Consider the following 12,835-nt stretch of genomic DNA (forward strand, 5'->3'; position numbering starts at 1 on the left):
ACAGACTGCAGTTATCAGGGGTTATTATGGATAACATACACATTAGACCATTCAAGTGGGGCAAGGACTACAAAAAGTTATTCAAAGTAGCCAGTGAGGTATGGTTTTTCGACAGCAAAAAGTCAGTCAGTTTCCTGAGTACCACAGGCTTTATGCTGCATTATCTGAACAACGCTACCAGTCTGCTGGTAGCTGCTGACAAGGATGATAATTTCCTTGGTCTGCTTGGTCTTACCAACAAGGTAGACCGTCCGGCTCTGCGCAAAAACCGTTTTATCTGCTGCCGTACACGTGTCATGGAGCATGCCGCCCGTATGCTGCTTTATGTATGGCCAGGTGCACGCAACTCCCGTCTTATCGAAGGGCTTTTTGTTGATAATCACACCAGGTTAAGAAAGATGGTGCCTGACAGCAGTGCCCCTGAGGTGCTGGTCATTATCGTCAATACAGCAGCCAAGGGACTTGGTGTGGGCAAGAAGCTAATTGAGGCCGTAGAGGAGCAGCTGCGCAGTCAGGGCTTTAAGAGCTACTACCTGATTACTGATTCAAGCTGCGACTTTGGCTTTTATGACCACATAGGCATGAAGCGCGCCGTGGATGTCAGCATGAGCTTTAACATCTGCCACATCCCTGAGTTCAATCACGGCAACAACGGCTTTCTGCGTGGCTATGTGTACACCAAGGAGCTCGGTCAGGCTCCGTCCCCGGCAGCTGCTAAGGCTGCAGCCCCTGCTGCGGCCGCCACGGCAGATAGCAAGTCCGATGACGGCAGCGGGCAGGGCAGTACTGGTAAGTAGAGTGGTCTGCAGGCTGATAATTCAGTATTGAAAACAGCAGGGCCCGGGTGCCATATGGCATCCGGGCCCTGTTTTATCCCATCAGCTTTTAAAATACATTCAAATCAATAACTACATCTACTGGTCTTTTTGAAGATTAATCAAATTGTTAGTCTACATGATTGGCTTGTTAAAAGAGCGGGATCGGCTGTAATGATGTTTGCTCTTCATATCCTCTGATTTTGAGAATAGCCAGTTTATCTTTTTCACCCGTTAAAGTTGAGGTTGTACCGCTTCTCAAACGTTAGCCACTGACTGTGTCCTGCATCTTTTTAGTTTGAGGATCTAATATGATTCTGCTTCTGCTGAGTTCGGGATCTGGAATCATTTCTGCACTTTTGAAGTTTTTCAGCTTCGAACAGGCTACATCCATTTAAGTAGGCGCTCTCCTGCTTAAGTCTGCACTGGAAGCAGGTAGACGGATATTTTTCCGGGTCAGGATAAATCCATGCAATGCCAACATTGCCATTATCTATGGACATAACTGGTTGGTAAGGGCGCATGGAGTTGCTGTTACCATCAAACCAGCCTTCATTCTCAAGCTGCTTGCAGGTGTACGTCATGCCATTACACTTGATTCCATCTCTTGAAACACTTGCGTTCTTTTGAGGAAGAAGGCTTAACCTCAGGGATTCATGATTGAAATTGCTTTTCAAAAAAGCAGGACGATTTGCACACCCCCAGCTCCAGAGAGCTACAGGGCTGCAATCCTGTGTTACAGGATAGTCATTAGGCATCTTGTCTTTAATGCGGGCATTAACAGTGTTTACGGCAAGAAGAACTATTCGTCTGTAGTCATTGAGAGTAAGCACGCTGTTTGTTCGGTTATCAACAGAGCCGGCTTTTTTATGTCTAATTTCACATACGGTGGATTGCTTGAGCATAAAACGGAGCTCACTCTGAAGCATACCGATTGAGGACTCAACAGTGCTCTTATGATCTGCGCGGTTTGGGGCTGAGTTAATAACTGTAACCCCATGGTTACGCGCAAAACGCTCTATCCTGCTGTCCTCAAGCTCAGCATTGTCTGCACATATACAGTTAGGAATGCCAAAGGATGGCCAGTCAAAGGAAATATGGATATCAAAGTTTTCCTTAAAGTACTGGCTCTTATCAGAAATTGCACAGAACAGCGCTTCAGCAGCGCTTTTATTATGTGCATTCTCTAAAGAAACATGTATGCCGACAATCATACCTGTAAAACGATCCGTAACTGAATAAAGTACAGGTCGTCCTACTGGAATGGCAGGCTCTAATGAGGAGCAAAGAAAAACATTGTCCGGAGTGGAATCAACTTCGTAAACGTCACCTGGGCCTGAGCTGGCCTCATATTCAGACTCCGGGCGTGCTAAGATATCCTTGTTGAAGACAATATGAGAATGCCTCAGCAGGTCCCGGTCTCTTCTGTTACAGGTTCGGTAATAGAATGAAGAAAACTGTCCGAATGTTGGAACAGGCGAGTCAGGATACTTATCTGAATAGCGAGCAATAAGAAATGAATAAGCCTTTCTTAAAGATACGCCATTCTGTGTCAGAACATAATCCCTGATAGTGGCTGACATTAAAGTCTTTAGGGACTTGTCTAATAAAGGCTTATCAACGCCCGTTTTTCTTCCCGGGTTGGAAGAAAAGGTTCTTGGTGAATGACCTACAGCACGATAGTCAGGCATAAGAGCAGCCTTACACTGACCTCTTTGAAACCATCTGGCAATAAGCCTGTACAGTTTACGCAGCTTGCTCCTGCTGCCGTTGGACGCTTCGTGAAGCGCAACAGTAAGAGCATTACGAGAATATAAGACTTCCTGGTTAGAAACAATTGACGAAATAAGACAAAAGTTTTCCTCAACAGTCTTGTTCTCACTGACATACATGTTTCTCAGTTGCTCATAAGGATCTTCTACGACTCTTACTGCTCCGCAGCCCAGTTGTCTCTCAAGCTCTTTAGTATCAACAACCCTGTAGGTAATTTTACTTTGCTGATTGCCAGATATTGGATAAAGAGCAGTACTGTCAGTATTGGAGTAAAGGACTCGATGAGGGATACTGTCGATTGACAGAACTTCGTTCTTATTAAATATCAACTTGACTCTCCTCAACTTTGCCCAACCTGCAGTCATTAAGCAGCTTTAGATTGACTGGGATCTTTAAGAACTTCTTTGCACGTAGAATCTGTATAGCCTCACGTATGGTGTACCGTGCGTCAGAAGGTACCCCTATGCAATGAGTATCTGGTAACTAAGAAACCATAACATCATAGGGAGCTTCCCTGGGGTTACCAAAAACATTGAAGAGTTTTAATAAATCCTCTTCAGGGACATCTCCTGCCTCATTATATACAAGCAGATAAGATTTCTGACACGACTTTGACTGTCCTCCATTTGGCTATCAAGTCTATTATTAAAGACTTTTCATATAGTTTGCCTCTGATTTGATGTCAGGTATGAGTTTATGACAATCTTTAAATAACATGTACATTTCTGCAGGCTGATAATTCAGTTCTGAAAACAGCAGGGCCCGGGTGCCATATGGCATCCGGGCCCTGTTTTATGTGAGCTCTGCAGATTGTCTGTTCATCTGCTCAGACATATCCGGCCGGGTTTGCTCTGGCCGGATATGCTTATGGTATTAGACGTTGAAGAGGAACTCGAAGAGATCGCCGTCCTGAACGATATAGTCCTTGCCCTCAGAGCGCAGCTTGCCAGCTTCCTTGGCGCCTGCTTCGCCCTTGTACTTGATGAAGTCATCAAAGGCAATGGTCTGGGCACGGATAAAGCCGCGCTCAAAGTCAGAGTGAATCTTGCCTGCAGCCTGAGGAGCGGTAGCGCCTACCTTGACAGTCCAGGCACGTACTTCCTTGACGCCGGCAGTAAAGAAAGTCTGCAGACCAAGCAGCTGGTAACCGGCGCGGATTACGCGGTTAAGACCTGGCTCTTCAAGACCAAGGCTGTCCATGAACTCCTTGCGGTCAGCCTCTTCCATGGTAGCCAGGTCAGCCTCGATGGAGGCAGAAACAGGTACTACTATGGAGTTTTCTTTGGCGGCATACTCGCGGATAGCGTCCAGGTATGGATTGTTCTCAAAGCCGTCCTCAGAGACATTGGCAATGTACATCATTGGCTTTAAGGTCAGGAAGTTAAAGCCCTTCATGGCAGCCAGGTCTTCTTTGGTGAACTCAACGGCACGCAGCATCAGACCCTTTTCAAGGGCTGGCTTTACCTTCTCAAGAGCTACTACCTGAGCCAGAGCTTCCTTGTCACCGCCGGTGCGGGCACGCTTTTCAAGGCGCTGCAGAGCCTTGTCAGCAACTTCAAGGTCAGCAATGGCCAGCTCAGTGTTGATAACCTCAACATCGTCAACAGGATTTACCTTGCCGTTAACATGGATAACGTTAGGGTCATCAAAGCATCTGACCACGTGGGCAATGGCATCAGTCTCACGGATGTTGGAGAGGAACTTGTTGCCAAGACCCTCACCCTGAGCAGCTCCCTTAACCAGACCGGCAATATCCACAAATTCCATGGCAGTTGGGACTACCTTCTGTGGATTTACTATGGCAGCGATCTGATCAAGACGGGTATCAGGTACAGGTACGATACCGGTATTAGGATCGATGGTGCAGAAAGGGAAATTCTCAGCGGCGATGCCGGCCTTGGTTAAAGCATTGAATAAGGTGGACTTACCAACATTTGGTAAACCGACGATACCACAGTTAAAACCCATGTTTAACTCCAGGAAAGTGAGGAAAAAGGATAACGAAACCAGAGCTGCTGTCCGTGCCACTGCAGGCGCCACAGCAGTTGTTCCTGCATGGGCACATGCCGGGGCTGCAGCGGTGCGCCTGCATGGGCACCATCCGGGGCTGCAGCGGGGCCCGGCCTGGCCGCCTGGGCGCCAGGCGCCGGGCCGGACTTGTGCCGTTGGGGCTTACGGAACAGGCGCCTTGAGGCTATTTCTGCCAGGCAAGCGGCTTGAAGCCGTTGATGGCACTGGTGGCTCTGGTTATGCCCTGGGTGTAGATCAGGCCAATATCAACAGCGGCCGCATCTAAAGTTTCTTCAATCAGGGCGCGGTCGACAGGCGATGGCTTGCCCAGAACCCATGAATAGGTGTCAGGACCCTTGCCAATGCCTATGCGCAGGCGGTAATAGTCCTGGCTGTTAGCCAGGTGGGCGGTAATGGACTTAAGGCCGTTGTGACCTGCAAGACCGCCGCCGAATTTGAGTTTCATCTGGCCCGGAGCCAGGTCAAGTTCGTCATGCAAAACCAGGATTTCTTCCGGGGCAATCTTGAAGAACTTGCATAAAGGACCTACGGCACGACCTGATTCGTTCATGTAGGTAGTAGGAAAGAGCAGATGTACCTCATGGCCCTCAATAGAGCCTTTGCCATGCAGTCCGGCAAATTTGCTCTCAGGATTGAGGCTGATATTGTAGCGGCGGGCGATGAGCTCAAGCAGGTCATAACCCATGTTGTGACGGGTATGGTCGTACTTGGCTCCGACATTACCCAGACCGACAATCAGTCTGATATTGGCATTAGCTGGCATATTGGCATTTCTCTGTGGATCTGCGGTCAACAGCTGGCCGCAGGATGCAGGCTGCAGGCTGATAAAAGCTGACAGTGTGCACTGATTGCCCGGTGCAGCCTGCTGCAGATGCAGCTGCTGGCGCTGCGGCGCAGACGTCCCGGCTGCTCAGGCGTGGGCGGCAGCAGGAACGCTGTATGGTATTGGCTGACAGCCTGAAAGGGGCGCTCAGAGCAGGGACGGGGCATCAGCAATCCGTTCGATGCCGCTTAAGTCCTCAGGATTTAAGCGTTCCAGAGCCTGAGCTGCAGTAAGCCCGCTGTCAGGAAAAACCAGATCAGGGGCGATTTCATTGAGCGGCACCAGGACAAAGGCACGCTGCTGAGCGCGCGGGTGAGGCAGGATAACTCTGACGTCTGATGATATCAGATCACCTGCGCAGATAATGTCCAGATCGAGGGTGCGTGGGCCGTCCTTGAAAAGCCTTACACGGCCAAATTCAAGCTCTATAGCGGCAAGACGTTCGTACAGGGCAACAGGATCGGGCTGACTTTCAACCATGATGACAGCGTTAACAAAATCATCCTGATCAAGATAGCCCACAGGAGGGGTACGGTACAGGGATGAAGCCTTGATAACGCTCACGCCCTCAATGGCGTTAATGGCAGTCACGGCATCCTTGAGAGTGGTGGCACTCTGGCCCATATTGGAGCCCAGGGCGATTACAGTCAGCATCAAACTTTTCCAGTGCTCAGACAGCTCAAAAAATGATGATTATCATACAGAATTAAGGCCAAAGCTCAACAAAAATGCTGAAATCTTTGGCCTTATATATCAGGATTTTCATACCTGAGGTCAGCATGCGTGCCTGGAGTGTTCCAGGTCCGTTGTGAGCCTGGGCATGAGTCCTTTGTGATCCAGGGCATGTGCCCTTTGTGAGCCTGCAGCCCGTGTTGCGGGCTCAGATTATGGCTCGAGATTCATGGACTTGCGCCAGTTACGGGCCTTGCTGATGGACTCAGAAGACTCGTAAATCATCTCGCTGTCGCGCTGACCATTGTCTGATGAGCCACGGTCACGGCGATCACGATCGCGGTCGCGATCACGGTCACGACGGTTGCGGCGGCCGCCACGGCGATCATCCTTGTAAGGACGATCCTCACGGGAACGTCTTTCAGCTTCTGACTTGCATGCGTCATAGTAAGGCTGCCAGAACTCAACGCGGGACTGCAGGCTGCTGTCAAACTGAGCACGCAGCTTGAACAGGTCAAAAGCGGCGCGGAAGCTGTTGTAGGAGGTGGTCTCCTTGACATACTTCTCAGGCTCCCTGGATTCAAGGAGGAACTGCAGACGCCACAGCAGGGCGATAGAGCGGATGATCTGCTCAGGCATGGCGGTGATGCTGTACTGATTGATCACAACGCTTGAGGCCAGGAAGGAGATCAGTGACTTGTAGTTGATGTTGTTGGCAGAGAACATCAGGTCGTCGCGCACTTCGTAGAAGTCCCACAGGAACTCGTTCCACAGAATAATGGCATAGAGGAAGTGAGGCTTGTTGCACTTGCCCTCGTGGAAGCGCTGATCGGTGCTGGCAAAAGCGTAATTTAACAAATCACGGCAGGAGCTGGAGTTGAGCAGCATTTCGGAGAGGGTGAACAGGCGGCTGAACAGATGAAGTTCAGAAAGTACGCGGAAGCTTGCCTGGGCGTGGCCAGTGAGGAAGAGCTTGTTAACCTCGTCGTACATACGGGCCGGAGCAACCTGATAGAGCAGCTGGGCACATGGCTCAATGCTCTCAAGGGTGCGACGGGACAGGGCAAAGCCCAGCTTGGCGCTGAAGCGGGCGGCACGCAGAATACGTACCGGATCTTCACGGTAGCGGGTCTCAGGATCGCCAATGATATCGATCACGCCCTGGGAGAGGTCGTACAGACCGCCGTGCATGTCGATAAGCTCACCGGTCTGGATGTCCAGATAGATGGCGTTGATGGTGAAGTCACGGCGCTGAGCGTCATCTTCAATGCGCTTGCCGTAGCTGTTGTCACGCACCAGCATGCCCTGGTCAGTAACCTGAACATCATAGGCCTTGCCATCGCCGCTGAACGGACGGGTTACCTGCATCTTGTTGGCATTGCCACCACGGAAGGTGGTTACTTCGATAATATCGTTATTGGTATATACGATATGAACAATCTTGAAGCGACGGCCAATGATACGGGCATTGGTAAACAGACGACGCACCTGCTCAGGGGTCGCATTGGTGGAAACATCAAAGTCCTTAGGAGTCTTGCCCAGCAGCAAATCTCTTACGCCACCGCCTACCAGGTAAGCTTCAAAGCCGGCCTGCTTGAGGCGCTTGATTACCTTGATGGCAAATTTGGAGATTTTTTCAATTGGCAGCTGGTGCTGTTCAGCGTCCAGGACAAGCTTATGCTGGCCTTTTTTGACCACCATGGCTTTGTGCTTCTTCAATAGGTCTTCAAGACCTGGCATTAAGGTAGAAATTTTTGTGTACCTCAAGTCTACAAAGAAGGCTGGCTCTCCTAATATTTTACTCGGATACTCTCACCATCCATGAACATCTCAGTGTCATCACAGGTCTCAAGACCTGTGCAGTCCCGGCCATGACATGACCTGTGACCTGCCCTGTGCAGGTCAGGCCTGCCTGTCTGCAGGCGTCCTGCCGGGCAGGCGTCATGCAAAAGCGCAGGCGCAACTGTGCGCGGCGCTGCTTTGCAGCATCGCTTTGAGCATGTATTGAGGGGGAGAGGAAGGGGGAAAGTGCTCCGAGTAAAATATCAGGGGAACCTACAAGAACAAGCCGAAAACCGGTGAGCTGACCCCAGGGAGGGGACATGGCTCCATAAAGCATAAGTCTTCATCTGTGCATCCAGCTTTAAGTGGGCTGGTAACGGTCGGGAGCCGTATGGTCAGACCTGCAGAGAGTGCATCATGCAGTACATCTGCACCTGCATGGCAGAATGTCACGGAGGCTGCCACAGCCTGTTGCCGTCGGCGTCGTGCCCATGGGACTTAACCTGTCTGCAGGATCTGAAGATTTACTTTGGCGCAGGCTTTTCATACAGCCTTGCTGAACCGGTATGAATTGCCAGAGCTCTTAGGCTGGCAGGCATGACGCCTTGAGGTCGGACGGCAGATGCCCTCGGGCAGTTCTGCTTTTGTATTCTTAAGCTGCCTGCAGAGCCGCCCCGTCTTGAATACGGGTGCGCTTACCCTGAGGTCAGATACTTTAGAATGCGCCGCCTCGGTCATGCAGTTACTGCACAGCTTGAGATAGCAGCTCATTGCCTGTCAGGACAGTTCACAAAATACACCTGCAAAGAGCAGCGCATATCTGTTGCTGTCAGCCCGTCTCATATTACTGAGGGGCGGTGCCGTCAGGCTCAGCTTAATTCACCAGGGAAAACCGCAGATACAGTACCTGTCATGACATATGCTCCCTCATCTGCTGCGCACCTTCAGTGTTCATGGTTCAGACCATGACAGGGCTGTCGGTCAGAGAGTATGCCTCAGGGAAAGCCTGGTGCAGACTGGCTGATCTGCATCTGCTTTGCTGCACATAATGTTCAGCAGCTCCTCTGCAGACTGATATGAGCATTGCACTGGCTGCAGGACGCTTGAAAAATAATGCGGGCGTCAGCATGCCGGTACTGTTTCTTTCAGGCGGTTCGCCCGAAAACAGGCTGCATTATATCACAATAGCCGAATGGGGCATGGCCGCTACATTAAAGGCACAGGCCATATGGAATATAAGATCATCCATGCCGTGAGCGTACTCACGGGCCACTTCAGCCACAGCTGCCATGCCTGCGCCATCGGCTCCGCCATCACTGAGAGCATGCACCAGCATTGAGACATCAATTCCGCTGTCAGGAAGCATAAATTCAGTCAGAACCTCACCTTTGTCAGAGTAATAGTCGAGGCCTGGCACTGCCCTCTGTCCATGGCATGCTGCAGTGGTCGGGGCAGCTGAAGTGGCCGGGGCCTGGCCATGGCTTTGGCCATGGCCAAAGCCTCTGGCCGGACTGAGTTGAGGGGTCAGTAAAAGTCCTAGACCAAGGACAGTGCTGGTCAGGGCAGTGTGCCTGGTACTGCCAGGCTGACAGCTTAAGTCAGGGGCTGCTGCATTGCGGGCGTGTCGTGAACGGCTATGGCCTTGATCGCTGCATCTTGCGGCCTCGGCAGAGGCAGCAGAGGCGGCAGCTGCAGCATTGGCAGCTGCTGCTGCGCGGCTGATTATCTCAAGGGTTATCAAACCGGCCCTGATGAAAGTTTCATCAAGGTATTTTGCCTTATTCATGCAGTTTTCATCGCACTGCTGGCCCAGCAGTCTGCAGGTGTGAATAAAGGCCTGATGAGGAGCCATGGTGCTGAGCACGGCAGGAGCTTTGTTCTGTTTGGAAAGCTTGTTGCCCTGAGGGTCGGTGATGAGCGGCACATGAAAGAACTCAGGGGCGGTCCAGCCCATGATGTCGTAAAGACAAAGCTGCAGGAAGGTGGCATCGAGCATGTCAGCGCCGCGTACTACCTCGCTTATGCCTTCGTTGTGGTCATCAACCACCACGGCCAGATTGTAGGCAATGATGCCGTCAGCACGGCGCAGTACCAGGGAGCTGGCCAGCTCATGTCCCAGATCACACTGACTGACCATTCCAAGGTTGTTGTCCTTAAAAGACGGGTAATGCTTAAGGCACTCTTTGAGCTCAATGCGTATGGCAAGGTGGTCAGCATCGGCAGTGCGCAGTTTCTCCTGAACCAGCTGTTCGTGGCAGGGGCAGGGACGCTGTTTCATCAGGGCGCGGGTGCACTCACAGAAATAGGCTGTGCCATTGTCGGTCAGGGAATTCATCACCTCATGATAATCATCGAGCTGACAGCTCTGAATCACAGGTGACAGAGGAGACTTGATACCAAGAAGAGCCAGCTCGGTAAGAATGACAGGCGTGTTGGTGGACGGGCAGCGGGGAAAGTCCAGATCCTCAATACGGACAATAAAGCGGCCCTGATGGTTCAGGCAGCGCAGCAAAGCGGCATAACCGGCCACCAGCGATCCCTGATGGAGGCGACCGCTTGGTGATGGGGCAAAACGTCCGCAGTAAGTCATAGAAAAAAGGATCCTCACGTTTAACATTCACAGCCGCCATGCGGCGCGTGGCCGCCTGCATGCATGGCTGCCTGGCAGGCTGTCTGGCGGCTGCCCGCCTGGAGCGCACCGGCCCGTGGCCAGGTCGCAGGCAGTTGCTCTGCTGTTCGCCTGTTCATAGCGGCCTGCGGCAATGCCGCCGGCAGGCAGCTCTCGGGCAGGGCCTGGTGACTCTTATCCTCTGATTGAATGGCCGGCTCTACTGCCTGTCGCCAAAAAGCTCAAAGAAATTCCTGTTAGGAATAAAGGTGCTTTCGTTACCTGCAACCACCTTGCCCATGGTCAGTCGTACCGGAACGTCGCGCTGCTTTTTCTCGTCGAATTTGACGCCATGCTTAATCTGCACATAGGTGGCGCCGCAGGAGCCTTTCTTGAAGTAGAGCTTTTCCGGAATGACAGAGAGATCAAGTGGAGTGTTATCAGCCATGGCTTATCCTTAAGCAAAACAAAAAAACACTGACAGTGCAGAAAGTGGCTGGTTATCTGAGCCATCAGTCTGCGTAAGCCATGAGAATATGATCTTTGGGGCTGAAAGTTAAGTATTTCTGTTATTACCTGACAAAATGCCACAGTATTTGACCTGCCCAACCCGGCCCAGCTCTGTCCTGCCATGCCCTGTTCTGTCCAGCCCAGCCCATCCCAGCCCTGATCTGATCTGTCCGTCTGTCTGTAAAGATGGCATAGACCGTTCATGGCCTGTTTGATTGAGAGCGGGACAGCGTAGCAGGGGCGATTCATGCAGGGCTGGTGATCGCACCTTTAAAACTATATCCAATGTCTTTTGCAAAGCAAAATTATGGTGCTGTGAGATATATGAAAACTGGACAATGTGCTGTCAGTTGCAGAGCAAAAATGTGGGCCTTAAGGATTGCTGAGAAGTGGTGTATGGGCCGAGCATCGCAGTTGGTGTACGGCATTAGCTGTCAGTTGCTTTGGCGCCTGATGGAATATGGGCCGGATACTTATTGAAATGACAGAATGGGATGAGATTGGGGGGAGGTGGCTGTAAGGTTGAGATGCGGTGACTGTGAGATCGCCTGATGGGGCCTGGGACTGTTGCAGTACAGCTGCAGGACCGCCCTGATGTGGTGGGTGGGGACCTTGAGTTTTTAGGAGGAGCTGGGAGTTTGGAGGTGGGCCTGGGGGCTCATGGGAATATACTCAAGCGCACCGCAGTGCGCCTGAGTTATTGAGTGCAGGCAGAGTGTGCCTGATAGTGAGCAGGACCTGCTGTTAGTCTCCGTACTGCTTTTCCTTGATTTCAGCCAGGGACTTGCAGTCAACGCACAGATCGGCGGTTGGACGGGCCTCAAGACGCTTGATACCAATCTCAATGCCGCACTGCTCGCAGTAACCAAACTCGTCATCATCGAGCTTGCGTAAGGTCTTTTCGATCTTCTTGATCAGCTTGCGCTCACGGTCACGGGCGCGTAACTCGAGGGCAAACTCTTCTTCCTGGGAAGCACGGTCAACTGGATCAGGGAAGTTGGCAGCTTCGTTCTTCATGTGGCCTACAGTGCGGTCTACTTCAGAGCGCAGCTGATCACGCCAGGCGGTCAGGATCTTGCGGAAGTGCTCTTTCTGAGCATCATTCATGTATTCCTCACCAGATTGCTCCTGGTAAGGCTTAACACCGGCAATAGCCAGCGGCGACATGGAGTCTAAATCTTCTTGGGTAAGGTTACTCATAACTCATTTCCTTATTGGTTTGTAAGCATCAGCCCGCCTCATAAAGGCGGTTAATGAGCAAGGGCAGCTGCCCGGCTCATTTGTTCCTGATGGCAGGTTCAGCACCTGCAAGGTACTGCAGATCCATTCAGGATGATGCTCTGATGGTGAGGCCGGCCCTCAGGGCAGGCTTCTGACCGCAAACATGACGGATGAAGTGCATTTAAACCTGTAAACCTGAGGCAGATGCCTTACAGAACACCTGAACGTTTCCGTCATTGCACAGGGACAACTTCACGCCCGCAAGGGCGAAGAGCGGCTGTGACAGACCTGATTCAAGCTGCAGCGCTACTGGCGCAAACAGCTAATACAAGCCCTTATTAATGGGACTGGCCATTAATCAAGGCAAGCATTATCCATAAATTGCCCCGGGGTATCAAGCAAATAATATCCATGCTGTGAGAAATATAGCTAATTTGCGTAATGCTCCATGCCTTGTATCGCATTTTTCTCACTTTGCAGCCCCGTTCAGGCAGGCTTTTCCAAAGCCTGTCGTGTCTTAAAGTGCTCTGTCTTTGTGATATCTGACAGTGGGCCTGCACTCTTTAGAGCAGCATGGCGCTGCTGTCAGGGGCCTGGGCT

The 12,835-nt window shown here is 51.4% G+C and carries 9 protein-coding genes; 1 reads left to right on the forward strand and 8 read right to left on the reverse strand.

The features are described 5' to 3' along the window. Positions 1-26 precede the first annotated feature (26 nt). Positions 27-797, forward strand: coding sequence for a GNAT family N-acetyltransferase (locus MXE41_RS07615; protein ID WP_247100068.1), 771 nt, complete (start codon positions 27-29; stop codon positions 795-797). A gap of 311 nt (positions 798-1,108) precedes the next feature. Here MXE41_RS07615 and MXE41_RS07620 read toward each other — a convergent pair whose 3' ends face one another. The 8 genes from MXE41_RS07620 to dksA form a co-directional block, all read right to left on the reverse strand. After that, a complete protein-coding gene (locus MXE41_RS07620) occupies positions 1,109-2,917 on the reverse strand; it encodes a hypothetical protein (protein ID WP_247100069.1) in 1,809 nt (602 codons plus the stop codon). A 544-nt stretch (positions 2,918-3,461) separates the two neighbouring features. After that, positions 3,462-4,556, reverse strand: coding sequence for a redox-regulated ATPase YchF (gene ychF / locus MXE41_RS07625; protein WP_246977967.1), 1,095 nt, complete (start codon positions 4,554-4,556; stop codon positions 3,462-3,464). Between the two features lie 226 nt (positions 4,557-4,782). Further along, a complete protein-coding gene (gene pth, locus MXE41_RS07630) occupies positions 4,783-5,412 on the reverse strand; it encodes an aminoacyl-tRNA hydrolase (protein WP_247100070.1) in 630 nt (209 codons plus the stop codon). A 177-nt stretch (positions 5,413-5,589) separates the two neighbouring features. Then, a complete protein-coding gene (gene folK / locus MXE41_RS07635) occupies positions 5,590-6,096 on the reverse strand; it encodes a 2-amino-4-hydroxy-6-hydroxymethyldihydropteridine diphosphokinase (RefSeq protein ID WP_246977965.1) in 507 nt (168 codons plus the stop codon). Positions 6,097-6,327: 231 nt separating this feature from the next. Next, the gene (gene pcnB, locus MXE41_RS07640) at positions 6,328-7,881 is read right to left on the reverse strand and encodes a polynucleotide adenylyltransferase PcnB (protein ID WP_247073900.1); all 1,554 of its coding nucleotides are present in this window, start codon (positions 7,879-7,881) and stop codon (positions 6,328-6,330) included. A 1,189-nt stretch (positions 7,882-9,070) separates the two neighbouring features. Further along, positions 9,071-10,486, reverse strand: a complete 1,416-nt coding sequence (locus tag MXE41_RS07645) for a glutamate--tRNA ligase family protein (RefSeq protein WP_247100071.1) — start codon at positions 10,484-10,486, stop codon at positions 9,071-9,073. Between the two features lie 238 nt (positions 10,487-10,724). Next, entirely contained in the window at positions 10,725-10,952 is a 228-nt protein-coding gene (locus MXE41_RS07650) for a hypothetical protein (RefSeq protein ID WP_246977962.1), read from the reverse strand. An 806-nt stretch (positions 10,953-11,758) separates the two neighbouring features. Beyond that, entirely contained in the window at positions 11,759-12,214 is a 456-nt protein-coding gene (gene dksA / locus MXE41_RS07655; protein ID WP_246977961.1) for an RNA polymerase-binding protein DksA, read from the reverse strand. Positions 12,215-12,835 lie beyond the last annotated feature (621 nt).

It is taken from the genome of Anaerobiospirillum sp. NML120449 (assembly GCF_023051105.1).
Lineage (GTDB): Bacteria > Pseudomonadota > Gammaproteobacteria > Enterobacterales > Succinivibrionaceae > Anaerobiospirillum.